At 68.7% G+C, this 22,521-nt stretch carries 19 protein-coding genes; 11 read left to right on the top strand and 8 right to left on the bottom strand.

Annotation, left to right across the window (positions count from 1 at the left end; all coding sequences use genetic code 11):
* Positions 1-236: 236 nt before the first annotated feature.
* A complete protein-coding gene (locus GC106_RS22070) occupies positions 237-1,133 on the bottom strand; it encodes a LacI family DNA-binding transcriptional regulator (RefSeq protein ID WP_246366543.1) in 897 nt (298 codons plus the stop codon).
* 71 nt (positions 1,134-1,204) lie between these two features.
* Here GC106_RS22070 and GC106_RS22065 point away from each other — a divergent pair, with 71 nt between their 5' ends.
* Positions 1,205-2,479 carry an ROK family protein gene (locus GC106_RS22065; protein ID WP_173133841.1) on the top strand — a complete coding sequence of 425 codons (1,275 nt, stop codon included), beginning with the start codon at positions 1,205-1,207 and terminating at the stop codon, positions 2,477-2,479.
* A gap of 73 nt (positions 2,480-2,552) precedes the next feature.
* A complete protein-coding gene (locus GC106_RS22060) occupies positions 2,553-4,286 on the top strand; it encodes an FAD-binding protein (protein ID WP_173133839.1) in 1,734 nt (577 codons plus the stop codon).
* A gap of 356 nt (positions 4,287-4,642) precedes the next feature.
* Here the strand turns inward: GC106_RS22060 and GC106_RS22055 are convergent, their stop codons facing one another.
* On the bottom strand, positions 4,643-5,725 hold the full coding sequence (locus GC106_RS22055; RefSeq protein WP_173133837.1) for a winged helix DNA-binding domain-containing protein: 1,083 nt from the start codon (positions 5,723-5,725) through the stop codon (positions 4,643-4,645).
* A gap of 63 nt (positions 5,726-5,788) precedes the next feature.
* On the opposite strand from GC106_RS22055, the gene GC106_RS22050 reads away from it, so the two are divergent.
* Entirely contained in the window at positions 5,789-6,721 is a 933-nt protein-coding gene (locus GC106_RS22050; RefSeq protein ID WP_173133835.1) for a helix-turn-helix transcriptional regulator, read from the top strand.
* 44 nt (positions 6,722-6,765) lie between these two features.
* On the opposite strand, the gene GC106_RS22045 is transcribed toward GC106_RS22050, so the two are convergent.
* Positions 6,766-7,344 carry a TetR/AcrR family transcriptional regulator gene (locus tag GC106_RS22045; RefSeq protein ID WP_173133832.1) on the bottom strand — a complete coding sequence of 193 codons (579 nt, stop codon included), beginning with the start codon at positions 7,342-7,344 and terminating at the stop codon, positions 6,766-6,768.
* 78 nt (positions 7,345-7,422) lie between these two features.
* Between GC106_RS22045 and GC106_RS22040 the strand changes: the two genes are divergently transcribed.
* The gene (locus GC106_RS22040; protein ID WP_173133829.1) at positions 7,423-8,148 is read left to right on the top strand and encodes an SDR family oxidoreductase; all 726 of its coding nucleotides are present in this window, start codon (positions 7,423-7,425) and stop codon (positions 8,146-8,148) included.
* Between the two features lie 150 nt (positions 8,149-8,298).
* Here GC106_RS22040 and GC106_RS22035 read toward each other — a convergent pair whose 3' ends face one another.
* Both GC106_RS22035 and GC106_RS22030 read right to left on the bottom strand, forming a co-directional pair.
* On the bottom strand, positions 8,299-10,134 hold the full coding sequence (locus tag GC106_RS22035) for an RICIN domain-containing protein (RefSeq protein WP_173133826.1): 1,836 nt from the start codon (positions 10,132-10,134) through the stop codon (positions 8,299-8,301).
* A gap of 269 nt (positions 10,135-10,403) precedes the next feature.
* Positions 10,404-11,417: a LacI family DNA-binding transcriptional regulator gene (locus GC106_RS22030; RefSeq protein WP_173133824.1), complete on the bottom strand. Its 1,014-nt coding sequence runs from the start codon at positions 11,415-11,417 to the stop codon at positions 10,404-10,406.
* Between the two features lie 135 nt (positions 11,418-11,552).
* Between GC106_RS22030 and GC106_RS22025 the strand changes: the two genes are divergently transcribed.
* Genes GC106_RS22025 through GC106_RS22010 form a run of 4 tightly spaced genes read left to right on the top strand, consistent with a single transcriptional unit; the run spans position 11,553 to position 16,204 of the window.
* Positions 11,553-12,788, top strand: coding sequence for a sugar ABC transporter substrate-binding protein (locus GC106_RS22025; protein WP_173133822.1), 1,236 nt, complete (start codon positions 11,553-11,555; stop codon positions 12,786-12,788).
* A gap of 4 nt (positions 12,789-12,792) precedes the next feature.
* Positions 12,793-13,674 carry a carbohydrate ABC transporter permease gene (locus GC106_RS22020; protein WP_173133820.1) on the top strand — a complete coding sequence of 294 codons (882 nt, stop codon included), beginning with the start codon at positions 12,793-12,795 and terminating at the stop codon, positions 13,672-13,674.
* On the top strand, positions 13,671-14,483 hold the full coding sequence (locus GC106_RS22015; RefSeq protein WP_173133819.1) for a carbohydrate ABC transporter permease: 813 nt from the start codon (positions 13,671-13,673) through the stop codon (positions 14,481-14,483). Before GC106_RS22020 ends, GC106_RS22015 begins: the two co-directional genes overlap by 4 nt.
* A 17-nt stretch (positions 14,484-14,500) precedes the next feature.
* Positions 14,501-16,204, top strand: a complete 1,704-nt coding sequence (locus tag GC106_RS22010; RefSeq protein ID WP_173133818.1) for an amylo-alpha-1,6-glucosidase — start codon at positions 14,501-14,503, stop codon at positions 16,202-16,204.
* 232 nt (positions 16,205-16,436) lie between these two features.
* Here the strand turns inward: GC106_RS22010 and GC106_RS22005 are convergent, their stop codons facing one another.
* Positions 16,437-17,333, bottom strand: a complete 897-nt coding sequence (locus GC106_RS22005; RefSeq protein ID WP_173133816.1) for an alpha/beta hydrolase — start codon at positions 17,331-17,333, stop codon at positions 16,437-16,439.
* A gap of 93 nt (positions 17,334-17,426) precedes the next feature.
* On the opposite strand from GC106_RS22005, the gene GC106_RS22000 reads away from it, so the two are divergent.
* The gene (locus GC106_RS22000; protein WP_173133814.1) at positions 17,427-18,461 is read left to right on the top strand and encodes a PucR family transcriptional regulator; all 1,035 of its coding nucleotides are present in this window, start codon (positions 17,427-17,429) and stop codon (positions 18,459-18,461) included.
* On the opposite strand, the gene GC106_RS21995 is transcribed toward GC106_RS22000, so the two are convergent.
* Entirely contained in the window at positions 18,451-19,758 is a 1,308-nt protein-coding gene (locus GC106_RS21995; RefSeq protein WP_173133812.1) for a class I adenylate-forming enzyme family protein, read from the bottom strand. The two genes, GC106_RS22000 and GC106_RS21995, sit on opposite strands and share 11 nt — an antisense overlap.
* 71 nt (positions 19,759-19,829) lie before the next feature.
* A complete protein-coding gene (locus GC106_RS21990; RefSeq protein ID WP_173133810.1) occupies positions 19,830-20,546 on the bottom strand; it encodes a helix-turn-helix domain-containing protein in 717 nt (238 codons plus the stop codon).
* Between the two features lie 218 nt (positions 20,547-20,764).
* Between GC106_RS21990 and GC106_RS21985 the strand changes: the two genes are divergently transcribed.
* Positions 20,765-21,727 (top strand): ATP-binding cassette domain-containing protein, encoded by a 963-nt coding sequence (locus GC106_RS21985; protein WP_173133805.1) that lies wholly within the window; start codon positions 20,765-20,767, stop codon positions 21,725-21,727.
* A complete protein-coding gene (locus GC106_RS21980) occupies positions 21,724-22,515 on the top strand; it encodes an ABC transporter permease (RefSeq protein ID WP_173133802.1) in 792 nt (263 codons plus the stop codon). Before GC106_RS21985 ends, GC106_RS21980 begins: the two co-directional genes overlap by 4 nt.
* Positions 22,516-22,521 lie beyond the last annotated feature (6 nt).

The raw sequence follows: 22,521 nt of genomic DNA, 5'->3' as shown, positions 1-22,521 counted from the left end.
GGACAACTCCACGAGATCGGCTGCGTGGTCGCCAGTTCTGGCGAAAGGTGGTGGATTCTTACGTTAGTCGCTAAAGTAAGTCGCTGGCCGGTCTTGCACGTCAGCCGATGACTGGAGGATCCATGGCCGGATCGGCCCGCGGGCTGGGCGTTCTGGAGGGTTCTCGCGGCTCTGGTCGTCGCCTTGGTGGTGCTCGAAGACCACCGGCCGCTGGCCGATCGGGAAGGGGAGCCGTACTACGGGATCGCCGGCTTGTCGCGTGTGGACAGCGACGGCGGCGCGGTGGTCTCCCGGGCGATGTACCGAGCGGGCGGGGACCACCGTTGCGCGACGGCGACACCGTCGATCCGTTCCAGGACCGACTCGGCGACCGTGATGCCGAACTGATGAACGTCCACACTCATCACACTCAGCGGCGGCGACGCCACCCGGCACAGGGTGGAGTCGTCCCAGGCGATCAGGCTGAGTTGATCGGGAACCCGCACACCCATGTCGGCGGCGACAGCGAGCCCGGCCACAGCCATCACGTCGTTGTCGTACAGGATCGCGGTCGGCGGTTCGGCCCGGCTGAGCAGTTCCGCGGTGTGCTTGGCGCCGCTCTCCTCCGAATAGTCGCCTTCGACCACGATCGGCTTGATCCCGGCCGAGCGGCATCCGTCGAGCTGGGCGGCGGTCCGGGCCCGGGTGTGCAGCAGTGTGCTCGGGCCGGTCACCCTGGCGATCCGGCGGTGACCGAGTTTGACCAGCCGGCGCAAGGCTTCCAGCACCGGGCCCGCGTCGTCGGTGCGCACCGCGGGCAACCCGGCCTCGTCGGCGGCGCCGACCAGGACCGCGGGCAGGCCCAGTTCGGTGAGCACCGCGGGTCGTTTGTCGTCCACGCTCCGGTTGACCACGATCGTGGCGTCGACCAGGCCACGCTGGGCCCAGCGCCGGTAGGCGGCGATCTCGGCCTCCTGCGTGGCGACCACGTGCAGCAGCACGGAGAGTTCGCGGTCGGCGAGCCGCTCCTCGATCCCGGCGATGAACTCCATGAAGAACGGCTCGACGCCGAGCAGCCGGGCGGGCCGGGCGAGCACCAGTCCGATGGCACCGGTGGATTCGTGGTGTGCCGCCATCACTCGCAGTGCCTCCATGTCGGACTCGCCTCGGGGCGAGTCTAACCGTCCGGCCGACTTAAGCCAGTTATTAAAGTAAGGTGCGACACGTGAGCGGATCACCACGGGCCACGGTCCACGCCAGCAGCAAGGCCGCCGTGCTCGACCTGATCAGAGCCGCCGGGACGATCAGCCGGGTCGGGCTGATCAACGCGACGGGCCTGACCGGCGGCACGATCTCCACAGTCGTGCGCAACCTGATCGACGAGGGCCTGGTCGTGGAGATCGGCCTGGCCGAGTCGACCGGCGGCAAGCGCAGAGTCCTGCTCCAGCTGGAGCACTCGGCGCGCTACGCGGTCGGCGTGCACCTCGACCACACCAACGTCACCTACGTGCTGGTCAACCTCGGTGGCTCGGTGGTGGCGCGGATATCCCGCTCGTCCGCCGGGATCGAAGATCCTTCCCTTGTGGTGTCCAGGATCACCCGTGCGGCCGACAGCCTGATCGAGAGCGTCGGCGTCGACCGCGACCGGGTGCTCGGCCTCGGGCTGGTCTCGCCCGGGCCGCTCGCGCCGACGGCGGACATGCGGCTGACCCCGCCCGCGATGCGGCGGTGGGAGGACTTCGCCTTCGACCGGGCGCTGGAGAAGTCGACCGGACTGCCCGTGATACTGGACAACGACGCGACCGCGGCCGCACTGGGAGAGCACTGGTCGGGCAGCGTGGGAGCGACGTCGACGGTCGCGGCCCTCTACATGGGAACAGGCATAGGCGCGGGCATTCTGCTCAACGGCATCCCGTACCGCGGGCCGAGCGGGAACGCCGGGGAGATCGGCCACACCTGCCTGGCCATCGACGGCCCGGACTGCTGGTGCGGAGCCAAAGGCTGCCTTGAGGCCGTCGCGGGTCCGGCCGCCGTCGTCGCGCAGGCACGGGCGGATCGTGGCCTGGCTCGTGCGGCGGGACTGACGAGCAAGGCACGGGCGCCGGTCGCGACGGACTTCGCGGCCATCAGTCGTGCGGCTCGGCGTGGGGACGCCCGTGCTTCCGCTTTGCTGGAACGGTCCGCCCGGTACATCGCCGTGGCGGCTCGTGGGCTGGCCAACGTGGTGGACCTCGAGGTACTGGTCCTGACCGGCAACAGTTTCGCGATCGCGGGATCGGCGTACCTGCCGGTGGTGCGCGCGGAGATGGAGCGGGCGTTCTTCGCCCGGAGTGCCCATCCGGTCGAAGTCCGGCTGTCCAACACGGCGGCCACCGCACCGGCCGTCGGCGCCGCGGCGATCGTGCTGCAGTCCGAACTCGCGCCGCTGCGGGAAAGGGTCGCGCTCCCGGAGAATCTCGCTGCCGCCGAGCCGCCGGTGCTCCGTCCGTCGTCCGCGTAACGCTGGTCACTCCGGTCCCGGAACCTGTCACGGATCACCTTCCCGTTTTGTCCTGAGGTCGAGGTGATTACTCATGGACAGGAAGTCGGAGCGGACCATCGCGACGTCCGTGCTGGTGATCGGGACCGGGGGAGGCGGGCTGCGTGCGGCGATCGAACTGACCAACGCCGGAGTCGACGTGCTCGCGGTGGGCAAGCGCCCCAAGGCCGACGCGCACACGTCACTCGCGGCGGGCGGGATCAACGCGGCACTCGGCACGATGGACGCGCAGGACAGTTGGCAGCAGCACGCCGCCGACACGCTCAAGGAAGGCTACTTCCTCGGTGACCCGCGGACGGTCCAGATCGTCACGCAGGGTGCGGCGGAAGGAATCCACGAGCTGGAGAGCTACGGGATGCCGTTCGCGCGTGAGGCGGACGGCCGGATCTCACAACGGTTCTTCGGGGCCCACAAGTACCGGCGAACCGCGTTCGCCGGGGACTACACCGGGCTGGAGATCCAACGAACACTGCTCGCCGAGGCCGCCCGGCTCGGCGTTCCGATCGTGGACAACGTGTACATCACGCGCATCCTCGTGCAGGACAACGTGGTGTTCGGCGCGTACGGGTTCGATCTGGACGACGGCACGCACTATCGGATCTACGCGGACGCGGTGATCCTGGCTGCCGGTGGGCACACCCGGATCTGGCGCCGCACGTCGTCCCGGCGCGACGAGAACACCGGCGACGCCTTCCGGCTGGCCGTGGAGGCGGGAGCCAGGTTGCGGGACCCGGAACTGGTGCAGTTCCACCCGTCCGGCATCGTCGAGCCGGAGAACGCGGCAGGTACCCTGGTCAGCGAGGCGGCTCGGGGTGAGGGCGGCATCCTGCGCAACGCACTCGGCGAGCGGTTCATGGCGAAGTACGACCCTCGGCGGATGGAACTGTCCACACGGGACAGAGTGGCCCTGGCCTGTTACACCGAGATCCTCGAAGGACGCGGCACGCCGAACGGCGGGGTGTGGCTGGACGTCTCGCACCTGCCCCGCGAGACGATCATGACCCGGCTGCCGCGGGTCTACCACATGCTGCTGGACGTGCAGATGCTCGACATCACCGCCGCGCCGATCGAGATCGCGCCGACGGCGCACTACTCGATGGGCGGCGTGTGGGTGCGCCCGGAGGACCACAGCACCGAAGTGGACGGTCTGTACGTGATCGGCGAGGCCGCGAGCGGACTGCACGGCGCCAACCGGCTCGGCGGGAACTCGTTGACGGAACTGCTGGTGTACGGCCGGATCACCGGCCGGGCGGCCGCGAAGTACTCCGCGGACCTGGCCGTGCACCGGCGCTCCGCCGACGCGATCGCGTCCGCCCGTGCCGAGATCGACGAGCTCCTTGCGGCCGACGGCCACGAGAACGTCCGCGTCCTGCAACGCGCAGTCCGTGACACGATGACGCGCCGCGCGGGCGTGGTCCGTGACGAGGAAGGTCTGACCGCCGGACTGTCCGAACTGGACACGATCGAAAAGCGGATGGCCGACGTCGGCGTGCACCCGGACATCGCCGGGTTCCAGGACCTGGCGCAGGCCTTCGACCTCAAGTCCTCGTTGCTGGCGGCGCGGGCGACGATGGAGGCGGCACGGGAACGCCGGGAGACCAGGGGATGCCACAACCGGTCCGACTACCCGGACGTGGACCCCGCGCTCCGGGTGAATCTCGTGTGGTCGCCCGCCACCGGCGTCACCCGTGAGCCGATCCCCGAGGCACCTCAGGAGATCACCGACCTGGTGGAAGAGGTGTCGCAGCACGGGAAGCTGGTTGAGTAAGCCGCTTCGCGACGTCAAGACCGCTGAGCGGCGCGATCGCCTGGAGGGCTACCGGCAGGCCGCCGAGGACAGAGGCGTCGCTTGGCGGGATGTGGTCGTCGCCGTGTGCGCACGAACGACGCCGCGGAGGCCGAGCACATGGCGGCGACGCTGCTGACGTCCGCCGAGCCGCGCCGCCCGTGCCGCTGGTCGCGTTATCCCAGACGATCTGGCGGTCACGGGTTGGGATGACGCTGCCGTGGCAGCGCATCTGGATCTGACGACAGTCGCACAGTTGCTGCGTGACAGGGCGCGGCATGTGCGCGGGCCGCGCTCGGCCAGGAGCCTGACTCGCACGCTGCCCCATGGTCCGTTGTTCACAGAGGCAGCACGCGCACGCCGTGACTCTCGTCGGGGGAGAGGAACTTCGCCACTTCCTCGCCTTCCTCGGCGACGGCGGTCCGGTCGGTTCGCGAGAAGCGACGCAGCGGGGTGACGACCACCGTGCCTGCGTCGACAGTCCACGTCGCGGCGACGCGGCCGTCAACCAGTACAACGCGCTCACCGGCCACGGACACGCCGCGGTGTACGTCGTCGACGATGCGGGTGCGGTCGTCGTAGCCGAGGATCGCGTTGTCGAACGCCGGGAGGAATCGCACCGGAGCGGGTGTGTCCGGGTCGGGGCGTGGTGCGTCAGGCAGGTCGAGCAGCACACGGCCACGCTCGTCGCGGAAGGACACCAGTTCGTCGCGTATCGCGGCCACTGCGGGGGGCAATCCGGCCAGGCCGCTCCAGGCCCGTAGGTCGGCTGTGGCCGCGGGGCCGAACGCGGCGAGATAACGCTTGATCAGTACCTCGTCTGAGCTCGGCGGCCCGATCTCGCGACCCAGCCAGGAAGCCAGCGGCACGTTCCGAACACCGCCCTTGGCACGCCACAGGCCACGCGGCGGCAACTGCACCATCGGGATGAGCGCGGCGACCAGCATTTCGCCGAGTGCCCGCGGTGACGTTGCCGGCCAACGCCCGGCGAGCGCCCGTACGAGCTCGGTCATCGAACGTGGCTCGCCGTCGGCCATCACCTTCCGGCCCGCCTCCGCCAGCTCGTCGAGGTCCACGCCATCAAGGTCACGGCGGTAAACCCCGAGAACACGCTGGCGCAGCATCGTGTCGTAACGAGCCCGCCAAGCCAGCGTGTCGTCGGCGGTCAGCAGGTGGACGGTCCGGCGCATGAGATGCGTCCGCACCACCCGCCGGTCGAGCAACAGGTTCGACGGGACAGCCGGGTCGAAGGCGCGCAACCTCGACCAGAGCCCGACGAACGGCTCCTGTGGTTCCTGTGCTTGCAGTCCGCACAGATGCGCGACCGCGTCGAGCACGGGGAGGTCGGCGCGGTCGAGCAGCAACTGCCGGGCGAGCGTCGCGCGGTTGAGCGCCCGAGCGTCGAGGACGGTGTCTGACACGAGACCAACACTCGCAGGAAAAGCGGCCAGGGTGTGTCCTCTTTCCACGGCACTATGGAAGTCATGCCGAAGACCTCAGGGCGACTGCTGTCGATGCTCTCGCTGCTGCAAGCGCGTCGTGACTGGCCAGGGGCGCTGCTGGCGGAACGGTTGCAGGTCAGTCAGCGAACCGTCCGCCGGGACGTGGATCGCCTGCGTGAGCTCGGCTATCCGATTGCGGCCATCAAGGGTCCTGACGGCGGCTACCGGCTGGACGCGGGCACGGACCTGCCGCCGTTGCTGTTCGACGACGAGCAGGCGGTCGCTCTGGCCGTCGCCCTCCAGATCACGTCCGGTGTCATCGGCGAGGCGGCTGCGCGCGCCTTGAACACCGTGCGCCAAGTCATGCCCGCACGATTGCGCCGCCGCATCGACACCCTGCGGGTGAGCGCGGTGGAACGGCCGAATCCGCCGGTCGACAGCGGTGTGCTGATGGCACTCAGCGCCGCCGTCCACGCCCGTGAAGTGCTGCGCTTCGACTACGCGACCACGGATGGACCGCCACGTCAGGTGCAGCCCCACCACCTCGTCACGTGGGGCGGGCGCTGGTATCTCGTCGCCTGGGACCTCGACCGCGACGACTGGCGCACCTTCCGCGTCGACCGGATCACTCCTCGCGTTCCCACCGGGCCTCGCTTCACGCCACGTGAGCTGCCCGGTGGGGACGTGGCCGCTTTCGTGGCCAACCGGTTCCAAGGCTCTGACAGTGGATGGCCCTGCCGCGGCGAGGTCATCCTCGACCTGCCCGCGGACGTCGTGTCCACCTACACCCGTGACGCGGTCGTGGAGGAACTCGGCCCCGACCGTTGCCGCCTGCTGGCGGGCGCGTGGTCGTGGCCTGCACTGGCCGCCATGATCGGCCGGTTCGACGCGGACATCGAGGTCGTCGGGCCACCCGAGCTCAAAGCCGCGTTCGCGCGTCTGGCCCGGCGCTACGCCAAGGCAGCGACCTCCTGAAACCCCTCGTGAGCGTTTATCCGGGTTAGAACACGGATAAACGCTCACGAGGGGTGCGGCTGGGTGAAGATCCCCGCAGTCGCCATCTTGACCCGTTTGCGTGCGGCCGTCTCGTCGTCGTGGAAACGGTCGACGGCCCACGACAGGGCGAGCACCAGTTCATACACCTCACTGGCGGTGACCGGGCCGGCCAGATCACCGGCAGCCTTCGCCGAGTCGAGGAGCCTGCCCGTCCGCTCGAGCAGCGGGTCATAGGCCGGCTTGACCGGCGACTCGGTGTCCTGCAGGGCGGTGGCCAGGCAGTAGGGCAGGTCGTGCCAGATGCGCAACCGCCAGGTCAGCAGCACCAGCCACTCGGCGAGCGCCTCGCGCGGCGAGAGGGTACGGGACAGCTCGTCGGCCTCACTCAGCGCCTCGGTGATGCTGGTCGCGATGACGGCGGCGAGCAGGTCGTCGCGGGTCGGGAAGTTGCGGTAGAGCGTGGCGTTGCCGACTCCGGCGCGCAGGGCGATGCCGTCGAGCGAGGCCAGCACGCCCTCGGCCTCGAAGGTCTCGCGGGCCGCGGTGAGGATCGCCTCGCGGTTGCGCTGGGCGTCGGCGCGCAGCTTGCGGACAGTGGCCATCGACACTCCTCCTTGAAAAGTGGGGAGGCTCCCCGCATAGTGGATCTGGGGATGTTCCCCACTTGACAAGGAGTTTAGATGAGTCAGTCACTCGACGGCCGGACGGTGTTCGTGACCGGCGCCAACGGCGGTCTCGGCGAGCAGTTCGTCCGGCAGGCACTGGGGCGGGGCGCGGCAAAGGTCTACGCCACCGCGCGCACCCCGAAGCACTGGGACGACGCCCGTGTCCAGTCGCTGGCCCTCGACCTCACCGACCCGGACAGCGTCGCGCGCGCCGCCGCGGCCGCGACGGACGTCGATCTGCTGATCAACAACGCGGCCGTCGCGCCCGCCGGCGACTCCATCTCCGGGCCGGAGGACGAGCTCCGCCGGATCTTCGAGACCAACTTCTTCGGCAACCTGCGGGTCGCCAACGCCTTCATCCCGGTGCTCGCGGCCAACGGCGGCGGCACGCTGCTGAACATCCTGTCCGCCGCGGCCTGGGTCAACGTGCCGACCGGCTACGCGGCGTCGAAGGCGGCGATGTGGTCGGCCACCAACGCGCTGCGCGCCCAGCTCCGCCCGCGTGGCACGCAGGTCATCGGCCTGCTCGTCGGCATGGTCGACACTCCGATGTCGGCCCGCTGGGACGTGCCGAAGGTCAGTGCCGAAAGTGTTGTCGCTCAGGCCTACGACGCTGTCGCGGACGGTTCGATCGAGGTGCTGGCCGACGAGACCACGCGGGATCTGAAGTCCCGGCTCAGCACCAAGGCCGAGGAGCTCTACCCGTGGCTCGACGAGCAGCTCGCCTCGTTCGTGCCCTGATCCGCAGGACCGGCGCCTACGGCCTGCCGGCCGTAGGCGTCCAAGCTCTTCTGCTCGCCCCCGTTGTGAACGGCCCACTGTCCCGACCCGGTGCGCGCACAAGGTGGTCAGGTCACCGGGCTGGTGATCGCGGCAGGGGTGATCGCCGGTCTAGCGGCCCCAGAGCCGCCAGGTCTGGTTGAGCTGGCTGGCTTGGCTGACCGGTTTGCACGCCCATTGGATGACCACCGCTTGCGCGGCGGTGGAGACTCCGTTGACGTCGACGCATTTTCCGCTGTGCCGGGCGACGAGCTGGTAGTCGTGCGGGTCGTTACCGGCGTAGGTGACCTTGCGCAGCGCGAACTGCTGGTTGGTCGCGCTGTTGCAGGTCCATTGCTGGACGGCTGCGCCGTCGGCGGTGGAGGCGCCGTCGACCTGAAGGCACTTGCCTGATTGCTGGTTGACCACCCTGTAGGTGTCGGCGACTCCCGGGACTGGCCGGAAGTCCCACTGCTGCTGGTTACTGCCCTGGCAATGGTACTGCTGCTGTTGGGTGCCGTCGGCGGTGCTCATGTTCGTGTTGTCCAGGCACTGCTGCGAGTGCTGGGCGACGGCGACGGACTGGAAGCCGGAGTCCGAAGGGGACAGAAGCGTGAGGGTGAAGGTGTCGTCGGCGTTGGCATGCGGCAGGTTGATGGTGGTGGCGTTGCCGGACAAGGTCACCACGGAGTTCTGGACGGTGATCGGGCCTTGGACCGCGCCGCCGCCATTGTGCGGGATGCGCTGGGCGACCACCCGTACCTGATTGTTCTGCACCAGGCCGGTCACGGTGTCCAGGCGTCGCAGGCTGACAGCGATGTTGCCGGTGGTGCCTCCACCGCCCACCAGAACCTTGGCACTCCCGGTCGCTTTGGTCGCGAACGCGTCATAGGACGGGCTGGGGGTGACGGAGGCGATCTGGCCTGTCTGTGAACCGTAGAAGCGGTAGACCCACCACTCGCCTTTCGGCTGGTGCTGCCCTGCCTGGTTACGGACGAGCAGGTTGGCGAGGTCGTTGTGCAGGTTCCCGCCGCTTGCCCAGTTCGCGCGCAGGCCGTCAGCTCCTGCTCGCTCCAGCCGCGCGATGTACCAGGAGCCGTCGCCGGGGTTCTGTTCGTCGGGTAACCCGTATTCGTTGATCTGGTACGGGCGTGGGTGCGGGATGCCGCGGGAGTCCAATGAGGAATTGGCGGCCGCCACGTTCGCCACCGGATCGCCCGGCAGGGAGTGCCAGCTGACGATGTCGGGGATGACGTTGTTGGCGCGGACGAAGTCCAGGTACTGGGTCCACCAACTGCCTGACGTGCTCGGAACGCCGGCAATGCTCGGGCCGACGATCAGGTGCGTCGGGAACGCGGCCCGGACGCGTTGGTACGTCCGTCGCCACAGTTCGAAGTACTGGGCTTGCGGGCGGTTCCAGAACAGTGTGGTGTTCGGTTCGTTCCACAGGTCCCACTGCACCGGGGCACCGGTCGCTCGTACGTCGGCGATCAGGCGGGTGAGGAAGTTGTCGTAGTCGGTCCAGTTCCCGTTGTCGCCGGGGAAGCGCGAGATCGGATAGCCGTCCGCGCCCCACAGGTCATGGGGCAGCAGGATGAACTCCCCGCCCAGCGAACGGGTGCGCAGCAACTGCGCCCGGGTGGAGTTCCACCGTCGGTCGTACCGGCCCGACACCCACCCACCAGGACTGTCGAGCTGGGCGCCACCCGCGCGCATGTACCGGAACTTGATGTCGCGGAAGAAGTGGTCGGCAGGTCCCGACGCGTTCTCGGTCATGCCGTAGATCCATCCGGACGCCCGATAGGTCGGGGAGCCTGCGGCAACTGAGAAATCCACGCTGAGCGATTCGTCCGCCGCCTGGGCGGACGCGCCGAGCACCATCACCGATGCGGTGACGAGCGCGCCGACGGTGAGCAGACTGGCGCCAACGCGACGGATTCGGCGCCAGTTGCGAGGTCTGGCGTTCATGTGACTCCTTCGGCAGCAGGGATGGAGAGCACGAGATCACCGAGCGAACCGGGCTTTGCCCCTGCGCGCGGGAGACAGAGTCGCGCAGGGGATTCAGATGTCTGGGCAGGGCGGGACATTCGGCGGGACCGGCCAGGTGGGCAGCCGGTGCCGAGGTGTGAACCATGACGACTTCCGGAGGAGGTCGAACCGGTTCGACAGCTGACGACCGTACGCGACCCGCCGCGCAGATCGCAATGCCCGGTCCTGTCAGCCGAGCGGGTTCGGTCTCATCGGGCCGGCCTTGCTCCGGTGCTCGACCGCAGTGAGATGACCGGGTCCAGCAAGGCGTGCCGAGGGTCGGCGGCCGGGTCGGCGATCCGTTCCACCAGCAGATCCACGGCGAGCCGGGCCATCTCCTCGGCCGGTACGTCCGCGGCCGTCAGTGGTGGGTGGAAGTCCTCGGCCAACCGGTCGGCGATGACGCCGGTGATCGAGAAATCCCGCGGCACGACCAGGCCGGCGCGGTGCAAGGCTCGTTGCAGACCCGGCAGCGCCGCCTCGTTGATGGTGACCACCGCCGTGACCTCCGGCCGGCGGGCGCGGATCTGCTCGAAACACGCCAGACCGGCCGCGGGCTCGTCGGCGCAGCAGACCACATGAGCGGACAGTCCTCGTTGCTCGGCCGCTTCCTGGAAACCGGCCGTGGAGCGCACAGCGGGACCATACCCGGCGGCCACCAGCTCGGCGGACCGGTTGATCAGGACCACGTGCCGATGTGCCAGATCGGCAAGGTGGTGCACGCAACGCCGGACCAGGGCCGCGTAGTCGACATCCACCCACCACGACCCGCCGGGATGCTCCACGTGCCCGATCGTCACGAACGGCAGCTCGTTCTGCCGTAGCCGGGTCACCCGTGGGTCGTCCAGCAGGATCTCCATCATGATCACGCCGTCCACCCGGCGGCCGGTGACGATCCGCTCGAACGACCGGTCATGGTCCCCGCCGCTCGGCGACAACAGCACGTCGAGGTCGTGCGCGGCGGCCGCCTCGACCACGGTGGCGACGAAATCGAGCTGCACATTCGTCAGCCGCCTGCTGGCAGGCGGTATCACCAGGGCCAGCGTGCGCGTGCGGCCCTCCGCGAGCGCCCGCGCGCTGGCGTTGGGCCGATAGCCCAGTTCGGCGATGACCTCGTTGATCCGCCGGGCGGTCGCCGCGGCAACCGGCCGCTTTCCGCTCAGCGCGTAGGACACCGTGCTGCGCGAAACGCCGGCCCGCCGGGCGATCTCGCCAATGTTCATGCGACCCATCCAACCGGTTCGATAGCAACTGGATGATACGACATCGGGAGTATTGCGTGACATGGATCACCTGGTTATGGTGGCGCAACTCCCGTTGTCGAACCGGTTCGATGATGGTGTGGGGAAGGAGCCTCGATGAAGAGCTCGCCGAACACCCGGCGTCTGACCGCGGCACTCGTCGCGACAGGGCTTGCCCTGTCCGCTTGTTCCTCACGACCGGGTGGTGACAGCGGCACGAGCGGTACCGGAACCTTCTCCGTCTGGGACCCGTATCCCCAGTTCGACGGGACATCGGAGTGGGTGAAGGTCATCCGGAAGTGCGGCGCCCAGGCGGGTGTCGACGTCGAACGCCAGGCCTTCGACACCACTGATCTGACGAACAAGGTGCTGCTCGCCGCGCAACAGGGGACGGCCCCGAACGTGCTGGTCGTGGACAACCCGGTGGTCTCCACCCTCGCCGAGGGCGGTGTGTTGAAGTCCAATCAGGACACAGGACTCGACGCGTCCGGGGCCGCGCCGAACCTGGTGGCCGCCGGGCAGACTGGCGGGCAGACCTACGGTGTGCCGATCGGCGCGAACACCCTGGCGTTGTACTACAACCGGGCGGTGCTGAGCACGGCGGGTGTCGACCCGGCCGCCATCAAGGACTGGGTTTCGCTGGACGCGGCGCTGGCCAGGGTCACGGCGGCCGGCAAGAAGGGCATCACCTTCTCCGCCATCGGCACCGAGGAGGGAACCTTCCAGTTCCTGCCGTGGTTCTGGGGCGCCGGCGCGCAGCTGACCGATCTGTCGTCGGCCGAGGCCGTGTCGGCGCTGGAATTGTGGAAGTCGTGGCTGGACAGGAAGTACGCGCCGAACTCGGTCATCGGCAACACGCAGACCACGAGCTGGCAGGAGTTCGCCACCGGCGAGTACGCCTTCGCCGTGAACGGCACCTGGCAGCTGGGAAACGCCAAGAAGGCGGGTTTCGAGTACGGCGTCATCCCGATCCCGTCCCGAACCGGAGGCGTGGCGCCCGCTCCGGCCGGCGGCGAGTTCGTCACCGTTCCCGCGCAGAGCGGCAAGGACGAGGAAGCCACCGCGGCCAGGATCGCCAACTGCCTCACCAGTCCGGAGACCGTGCTGGCCACGGACACAGCGCTGACCTACGTCTCCGCCGTGGCTTCGGTCCAGCAACAACAGGTTGCCGCCCAGCCGGACTTCGCAGTGTGGGTGGACGCGGTGAAATCGGCCAAGGGGCGCACCGGTGACGGCCTCGGCACGCGCTATCCGCGGATCTCCCAGCCGTTGTGGACCGCCGTGCAGGCGGCACTGACCGGCTCGAAGTCGCCGAAGGACGCGTTGCAGGCCGCCGCGGCCTCAGCGAAGTGACGCCGTGCCGCGCAGACAAGCCGTCGGCTGGGCGTTCCTGCTTCCGCTCGTGGCCTACTTGCTGCTGTGTTACGTGTACCCATTGCTGACGAACATCGACCTGAGCATCCGCGACCACACCGTCCGCTCCTTTGTGCACGGCGGCGCACCGCTGATCGGCTGGGACAACTACGCCAAGGTGTTCGCCGATCCGGCCTTCGGTCCGGCACTGCGCAACACGGTGGTGTTCACCGTGGTGTCCCTGGTGTTCCAGTATGTCATCGGGTTGGCGCTGGCGGTGTTCTTCGCCCGTGGCTTCCGGCTTTCCGTGACGCTGCGGGCACTGTTGCTCGTGCCGTGGCTGCTGCCGCTGATCGTGTCCGCCTCCACGTGGGCGTGGATGTTCAACAGTGAGGCCGGTGTTGTCAACGCGGCCCTGACGTTCCTCGGGTTCGGCACCGTCGACTGGCTGACCTCGCCGGACTGGTCGCTGGTGGCGGTGACGATCGCGAACATCTGGATCGGAATCCCGTTCAACCTCGTCGTGCTCTACAGCGGCCTGCGCAACATCCCGGCGGAACTGCCTGAGGCGTCCTCTTTGGACGGCGCGAGCCGGTGGCAGGCGTTCTGGTACGTCACTTTCCCGCTGCTGCGGCCGATCTCCGGCATCACGCTGCTCCTCGGGCTGGTCTACACGCTCAAGGTGTTCGACATCATCTGGATCATGACCCGCGGCGGCCCCAGCGGCTCGTCCACCACACTGGCCACCTGGTCCTACGAGCTGGGCTTCGGCACCATGCTGCCCCGGTTCGGGCCGAGCGCCGCGGTGGGCAACATCCTGATCGTGCTCGCCGTGGCCGCCGGGCTGCTCTACGTCCGCCTTCAGCGCCACCAGGAGACGGCATGACAAGGCGGTCCTGGCGCACTGTCGTGGGCGTGCTGCTCACCGCTGTGATGCTCTTCCCGGTCTACTGGATGATCAACGTCTCCCTGACTCCCGCGGACAGGATGCGCAAGTCGCCTCCGGACTTCCTGCCGACGGCACCGACCTTCGAGGGGTACGCCCGGGTGTTGAACGAGCAGTTGCCCTACTTCGCGACCAGCCTGGTGGTCGCGTCCGGCACGGTTGTGCTGACCCTCGTGCTGTCCGCACCTGCGGCGTACTCGTTGGCGAAGCTGCGCCCACGCGGCCGCCGGCCGCTGCTGTTCGCGTTGCTCGTCGCCCAAATGATCCCCGGGATCATCATGGCGTTGGGATTCTACGGCGTCTACGTGAGCCTTGGTATCACCAACACGCTGTGGGGATTGATCTTCGCGGACTCCACCATCGCGGTTCCGTTCGCCGTGTTGATCCTCACCGCCTTCATGGCCGCCGTACCCGACGACCTGGTTCAAGCGGCACGGATCGACGGAGCCGGTGCGCTGCGCACCTTCTGGTCGATCGTGCTCCCCGTTAGCCGCAACGGGATCGTCACCGCGGCGTTGTTCGCGTTCTTGTGGGCGTGGTCGGATTTCGTGTTCGCCGCGACGCTCGACAGCGGAGGCTCGCTGAAGCCGTTGACGCTCGGCATCTACCGCTATATCGGCAACAACAACCAGGAGTGGAACGCGATCATGGCGACCGCCGTCGTCGCTTCCGTGCCCGCGACCATCCTGCTCGTGCTGGCCCAGCGTTTCGTGGCCTCGGGCATCACCGCGGGTGCTGTCAGGGACTGACCGGAAAGGAGGGTTAGGTGGACGACTTCTCGGTGCGGGAGATACCGTTCAGCTATCGGGGATCCTGGGTGAGCGTTTCCCCGGTGGTCGCGCCGGCCACGTACGCCGAGGACCTCCACCTCGTCTCGCACCGCAACGGTATGCACGCGGTACTCCGCCTGGTGCCGGCGCTCAGTGGCGCGCGCGTGCCGACCGAGGTGACGGCGAATCCAGCGGTGCTGACCTGGTCCGCGGGGCGGGGACGAGCGGATGCGGCGTTCGAGTCGCCTTCGTCGCTGAGGTTTTCCGGACGCGGCCTGGGGTTGCGCATCGCCGCGGCCGACGCCACGCTGACGCCCTTCACCGGGACCTACTTCTTCCACGACCCGGTGACCTCCTCCTACGTCTTCACCTCCTACGAGACAGGCCACCGCTACCGGCTGACCCGTCTGTCCGGTTCGGTCCGCGGGCTCGGAGCAGGCGCACTGGGCGTGGCCGAGCGGGCGGTCGTCATCGGTGATGACGGTGACGAGTGGGAACTCGTGCTGGAGGAACTGACCACCGCGCGGGAACGTTTCTCAGGCCACTCGCGGTTTCCGGAGGTCGTGGCGGCATCGCGGCGATCCTTCGCGGAGTTCGCCGACGCGGTCGCGCCGTGGCGCGACGATCGGACTCCGGCGGCCGAACTCGCCTGCTACGTCCTGTGGTCGGCCATAGTGGAACCGGCCGGGTTCGTCCACCGGCCCGCGGTGCTGATGTCCAAACACTGGATGGACAAGATCTGGAGCTGGGACCACTGCTTCAACGCTCTGGCACTGGCTCGCGCGGCGCCCGGGCTGGCCTGGGACCAACTCCAGGTCGTGTTCGACCACCAGACCGAAACCGGGGCCTTGCCCGACTCGATCACCCACGCCGAGATCCTGCACAACTTCGTCAAACCGCCCATCCATGGCTGGGCGGTGAACAGACTGCGCGAGCGCCTTCCCCGTGGGCTACCGGCCGCCAAGCTGCCCCGTCTCTACCGGCAACTGGCGGCATGGACGAACTTCTGGCTCGACCACCGCCGGGCGCTCGGTCAACCGTTCCCGCACTACGAGCACGGCAACGACAGCGGCTGGGACAACGCCACCGTCTTCGCCGAACAGCGTTTGGTGCAGTCCGCCGACCTCACGGCGTTCCTGGTGGTGCAGATGCGGGAACTGGCACGACTGGCGAAGGAGCTCGGTGACTCGACGGCCGCGACACGCTGGGCGCATGAAGCTGACACCATGCTCGCGGCGATGCTCGAGCAGTTATGGGACGGCTCCCGATTCACCAGCCGCGCGACCGACGGCACGTCACACACCACAGCAAGTCTGCTCGACCTCATGCCGGTTGTTCTCGGCGCTGAACTCCCTGCCGACGTGCACGCCACGCTCACCACGAGCGTGGCCGAACACCTGACACCGGCCGGACTCGCCACCGAACTGCCGAGCTCTCCGCACTACGAAGCCGATGGGTACTGGCGAGGTCCTGTCTGGGCACCTGCGACGATCCTGATCGAGGACGGCTTGCGCCGGGGCGGAGCCGTCGACCTCGCCGACCGGGTGAGCGCCCGGTTTCGCGCGCTGTGCGAGAAGTCCGGCTTCGCCGAGAACTTCGACGCCCTGACCGGACAAGGCTTGCGCGACCGTGCCTACACGTGGACAGCCAGCGCGTACCTGATTCTGGCCGCGGATTCCCAGAGCAGAAGAACCCGCTGACATCGATGCGCGCCGGTCTTTGCCTCGCCGGATTCGTCCGGGCCCACGCGCCCGATATCCGCTCGCGACCAGCGGGCCGACCGGTGGCGTTTGATCCGGAAGTCTGCACGCAGCGGCACGCGGTGGAGTGCTGCGTCAACCGGCTCAAACGCAACCGTGCGGTGGCTACCTGCTGCCGTGCGCTTCGAAGCTGTCCTGGTCATCGCCTCGATCAACGCTCATGAAACACGCGCTACTCGGCCAGGGCGCGGCGCAGGGCGGCTGCGACTTCGGTGAGCTGCCGTTGTGAGACGTCGGCGGACAGGACGGCGAGCGACCCGTGGAACGTGCCGGGCCATTGGTGCAGTTCGACCGACACCCCGGCCTGCAACAGCCGTAGCGCGTACGCGATGTCCTCGTCGCGGTTCGGGCACAACTCGGCGGTGGCGATGTAGGCGGGCGGCAGGCCGGACAGGTCGTCAGCCCGTGCCGGGGCGGCGTACGGCGTGGCGGGCGCGGAGCCGAGGTAGTGCCGCCACGCCGCGCGGACTCTGTCGCGGTTGGACCATGGCGTGTCGGTGAAGGTGCGCTGTGACCACGTTTCCTGCCGGTCGTCGAGCGCCGGTTCGTTGAGCAGTTGGAAGCAGATCCGGGGCCCTTGCTCGTCGCGTGCACGCAATGACACCGCGGCCGCGAGGTTTCCCCCCGCGCTGTGCCCGGCGACCGCGATGCGCTCCGGGTCGATGCCCAGTTCGGTCGCGTTCTCAGCCGTCCACGTCAGCACCGCGTACACGTCGTCCAAGGCCGCGGGGAACGGGTTCTCCGGTGCCTGGCGGTAGCCCACCGAGATCACCACGGCACCTGAAGCCGTCGCGATCCGTGCGGCTCCGGGGTGCTCGGTGTCCAGGTCGCCCATGACCCAGCCGCCGCCGTGCATCCAGACGATCGCGCCCTGCGCCTGGTGCGGGCGGTAGATCCGCACCGGGACCTCCACTCCGGCGGGCACAACGCGGTCCTCGATCAGCAGCCCTGTGGTGTCCGGCGCGGGGACCGCGGCGGCGAGCTTGGCGTAGTTCTCCCGGTCGGCGACCGGGTCGATCAGGTCGGTCTCGGGGAACAGCGGGACGAAGGCTTCGAGTTCGGGATCCATGCCGTCATCCTCCGCCAACCGCGGTGCCGGGTCGTCCGCCGGCTGTCGGGCATTCCGCCGTGATCACGCACCGATCGGCGCTAACCTGCAGCCATGGAGGCACTGGCGCAACGGCTGTCGCACCTGGACACGCACGTCGAAGGCGCGCTGCGGGTGGTGATGTTCTACGACACCCTGATGCGCAGGCGGGTGGACCTGCCGGCACTCGCCCGAGCCTCCGCGGCGCTGGCCGAATGCGTCGCCGGAATCCGGCTGCACAGCACGGGCCGGGCGATCCGCGTGTCGCCGGACGGCAAACAAGCGTCCACTCCACCGGCCCCCGCGTCGACATCCTTGCCGATCACGCTCGACGACGAGGAGATCGGCACGGTCTGGCTGGAACGTCCCGGCACCCCCAATCCGCTCGACGACGTGGTGCTGGACCGGCTCGCCATCGCCGCCGCGGCGGTCGTCGAACGCTACGGCCCGGCTCGCACCACCATGGCCGACCCGGCCCTCGTCGAGCTGGTGATCAGCTGCGAAAGCGAGGAGGCGGCCAGAGCCCGTGCGTTGCGGCTCCTGGGTTTCGACGCCGACCTGCCCATCCGCGTCGCCGCTGTCCGCTCGCGGCTTCCGCTCGACCAGATCGGCAGCCTGCTCTGCCCGGCCCGTCCGGTGAAAGCCGCACCACTGGGCGACGTCGGTGTCATCCTGGCCACCACCGTGGACACTTCCCGGCTGCCCGAGGGCGTCCGTGTGGGCGTCGGCAACGCCGAAAGCCCTGACCAGTCCTGGCGCCAGGCCCGCACCGCCCTGCGGTTCACCGGTCCGCGGGAGCCCGTCGTCCACCACGACGACCTGGGCGCGCTGGCGCTGCTGGCCGAGATACCTCAGGACGTCTCACGCGGCAACGCCGACGTGGCCGCGATCGCCCGGATGGCCGACAGCCCAGCGGACATGGAAACGCTGGACGCCTACTGTGCCACGGGGTCCCTGCGCCAAGCCGCGGATCTGCTGCACCTGCACCACAGCAGCGTCTCCCGCCGGCTTGAACAGATCGGCAGGACGCTCGGCATCGAACTGACCGAGCCCGCCGGGCTGACCCGGGTCAGGCTCGCCCTCGTGGCCTGGCGGCTGCTCAACGACTGAACATTCCCGGCAGGGCCCGCCGGGAGACCTTCCCGTTCGCCGACGTGGGCAGTTCGTCCACCAGGTGGTAGTCCTTCGGCCGCTTCGCCGGGGCCAGGCCGGCCTTGGCGTACTCGGCGAGGTCCGCGGTGGTGACATCGCCGACCACGGCGGCGCACACCCGTTGGCCCCAGTGCTCGTCGGCGACGCCGAACACCGCACTTTCCCGCACGCCAGGGCACGCGTTCAGCACGCGCTCGATCTCCAGCGGGTACACGTTGACGCCCCCGGTGATGATCAAGTCGTCCCGGCGGCCGTCCAGGTAGAGGTAACCGTCGTCGTCCAGCCTGCCGGTATCCCGCACCGTGAGCCGCGCGCCGCGCCAGGCCGCCGCCGTCTTGTCCGGAGCACGCCAGTAGCTGAACCTGGCGTGCTCCGGCACTTCGCACCAGATGACGCCTTCGGCGTCCACAGTCAACCGGCGCCCGGGACGCGCGCGCCCGACTGTGCCCGGCCGGGAAAGCCATTCGCTGGTACGGCAAACGGTGAACTGCGCCTCGGTCGAGCCGTAGAACTCCACCACGCTGTCGGCTGGGAACGTGTCGATGACACGTCGCTTCAGATCGTCGGGGCACGCCTCACCGGCGTGGGCGAGCAGCCGGAACGAGCCGGTCGACGGGCTGCCCGCGGCGAAGATCCGCTTGAGGTGGGTCGGTGCGCAGAACGCGGTGGTCGGCCGGAACTCGGCCATCGCCGCGATCGCCGCCGCGGGATCGAAGCGGTCAGGCAGGAGCACGGACCCGCCGGAAAGCAGTGTGTGCGTGGCGAACCGTAGCGGCGCGGAGTGGTACAACGGCCCGAGCACCAGGTGCCGGTCGGCCGCGTCGAACTGCCACAGTTCGACTTCCTCGGTGAACAGTGCGCGCGCGGCTGTCTCGTCCAGCACGCCACTCCACACGCCTTTGCGTCGGCCGGATGTGCCCGAGGTGTAGTGCATCGGACGCGCCAAGGGCACGTCGGCCAACTCGGTTGCCGGGCCCTGCACAACCTTCCGCAACGTATCCTGATCGTTGACGACGAGTGCGGCCTCCGCGTCGGCGACGAGTTCGGCGTGCTCCGTGGCCGTGAGCGCGGGATCGAGCATGACGGGCACGACTCCGCTGCGCAGGGCGCCGAGCGCGACAGCGAGCAGAACGCCTGACGTCGGCAGGGACAGCACCACCCGGTCACCGACGTCCAGCCCGGCGGCCCGGAGCCCGCCCGCTGCCCGTCGCTGCACCTCTTCACTGCCGGCTGCCGTGATCTTCGCGTACGCCATGCGCCGAAGTTACGCGCAACAGACCGGTTTCACCGGTCCGCCCATGACCACGCTCACACGCCCGGGTTCGTTCACCGTGTGGCCTTGGTACGGATCGCGCGCCAGTGTTCGGCGGCCCGGACGGAGTCCTCGTAGACCCGTTCGAGGAACTCGCCGACGTCTCGCAGCCGCTGTCCCGCGGGTGTCGTGGCGCCGAGGATCTCCGCGCCCTGCCGGGCCTTTTCGGCCATGGTGGCGTTGATCCGGGCGCTGGCGAGCATCGCCCGGTACCAGACGTCGTCGTCGATCACGTACCGGTCGCGTCGTTGGCCTGGGTCGCGGACCCGGGTGATCAGTTCCTGCTCCTCGAGGGACTTCACCGCCGCCGAGATCGACGCCGGGCTCACCCGGAGCCGGTGGACCAGTTCGGCGGCGGTGATGCTGCCGCTGTCCGTCGTGTACAGGCAGCCGAGCACCTTGGCCGTCATCCGGGGGAGTCCCATCTTGACGGCCAGATCGATGAACTCCTCGCTGAAAGCGTCGACGGCCTGCGGATCGCGCCCGTGTGCGCACAGGTCCGGCCGCGGTGTCGCCGCACGGCGTGATTTGCCGCGCCGGGCACGTTCCGCTGTGGCCCGTTGTGCCTGCCGTGCGCGGTATCGGTGTCCTCCGCCGTTGCGCGCGACCTCACGGGAGATCGTGGACGTCGGGCGGCCGAGCCGGTGGGCGATCTCGGCGTAGCTGAGCCCGTCGGCCAGCCCGGCGGCGATGTCCTGGCGGTCCTCCTGGGTCAGTCTTCCTCCGGGCATCGGTTTCTCCTGCGGCTCGACGAGGCCGCCAGTATGCGTTCAGGCGCACACCATTGCAATGACCTCCGCCACTGTTGTTGCGTTCAGCGGCAGACTCATTGCAACTCAGTAGCCTTCTGGCCTGCTCAAAGGGAAGTTTCTGGAGATCTCTGATTGACCATTCGCTGAACGAAACCTAGCGTTCGCCGCGCACTGAAGGGCAACAGAAACGAAAAACCATGACCTCCAACCACTTCGCCAGCGCGCTGACCGTGACCGGGCTGCGCAAGGCGTACGGCGATCATGTCGTGCTCGACGGGATCGACCTCGACATCCCCGCGGGATCGATCTTCGCGCTGCTCGGTGCGAACGGCGCGGGCAAGACCACGATGGTGCGGATCATGTCCACGCTGATCCGCGCCGACTCGGGCGAGCTGCGGGTCGGTGGTCACGACGTGGCCCGCGACCCGGACGCCGTCCGCGCCCTGATCGGCGTCACCGGTCAGTTCTCCGCGGTGGACCACCTGCTCACCGGTGACGAGAACCTGCTGCTGATGGCCGACCTGCACCGGTTGTCCCGCCGTGACCGCAGGCAGCGCGTCGCCGAACTGCTCACGCGGTTCGATCTTGTCGACGCCGCGAAGAGAACGACGGCCACCTACTCCGGCGGGATGCGGCGTCGCCTCGACCTCGCCATGACGCTCGTCGGACGCCCCAAGGTGATCTTCCTGGACGAGCCGACGACCGGCTTGGACCCGCGCAGCAGGCGAACCATGTGGGACAGCATCCGCAGACTGGTGGCCGAGGACGGCGTGACGATCTTCCTCAGCACCCAGTACCTGGCGGAGGCCGACCTGCTCGCCGACCGGATCGCGGTGCTGGACAAGGGAAAGCTGGTCGCGCACGGCACCGCGGACGAACTCAAGCGGCTCGTCGGCGGTGGGCACGTGACGCTGCGGTTCGCCGACACCGGCAGCTACGATCGCGCGGCGCGGGCACTGGAGGTGTTGTCCCGCAACGACGACACCCTGACCTTGCGGATTTCCAGCCAGGGTGACGTGAAATCGGTGCGGTCACTGCTGGACTGGCTCGACCGCGACCAGTCGGACGTGGACGACCTGCGGATCCACCGGCCCGACCTCGACGACGTCTTCTTCGCGCTGACCGGCAACCCGGTCGTGGACCAGGAGCCCGCCCGATGAGTACTGTTTCCGCCGCCTTGACCGACTCGGCGACCATGCTGCGCCGCCAGGTGCGGCACATGCTCCGCTACCCGTCGCTCATCCTGATGTTCGCCGGAATACCGGTGATCTTCCTGCTGCTGTTCGTCTACGTGTTCGGCGCCATGCTCGGCGCCGGTCTCGGCGGACCGGTGGGCGGCCGTGCCGACTACGCGAACTACGTGGCACCGGGCATCCTCCTGATGACCGTCGCCTCCGCGGCACAAGGCACGACCATCTCGGTCGTCACCGACATGACCACGGGCATCGTGGCCCGGTTCCGGACCATGGCCATCGCCCGGGTGTCCGTCCTCACCGGACACGTGCTTGGCAGCCTGGTCCAGGCGATGGCCAGCGTGGCGATCGTCCTGGTCGCGGCGCTGCTCGTGGGATTCGAGCCCACAGCCGGTTTCGGTGACTGGATCGCCGCGGCGGGCCTGCTCGTGATGATCTCGTTCGCGCTGACGTGGCTGTGCGTCGCACTGGGCATGGTGAGTGACAACCCCGCCACCGCGAGCAACCTCCCGCTGCCGTTGATGATCCTGCCGATGATGGGCAGCGGGTTCGTGCCGACTGACTCGATGCCCGCCGGGCTGCGGTGGTTCGCCGAGTACCAGCCCTTCACCCCGTTCATCGACACGGTGCGCGGCCTGCTGATGGGCACACCGATCGGCAACAGCGCGATGTACGCGGCCGGATGGTGCGTGCTGATCGCGTTGGCCGGTTATCTGTGGGCGAAGAAGCTCTACAACCGCGAGCCGAAGGCGTGAGGACCG

It is taken from the genome of Kibdelosporangium persicum (assembly GCF_013280595.1).
Classification (GTDB): domain Bacteria; phylum Actinomycetota; class Actinomycetes; order Mycobacteriales; family Pseudonocardiaceae; genus Kibdelosporangium; species Kibdelosporangium persicum.
The sequence above is the reverse complement of the archived record's forward strand: the minus strand, read 5'-3'. Positions and strand labels throughout refer to the sequence as shown.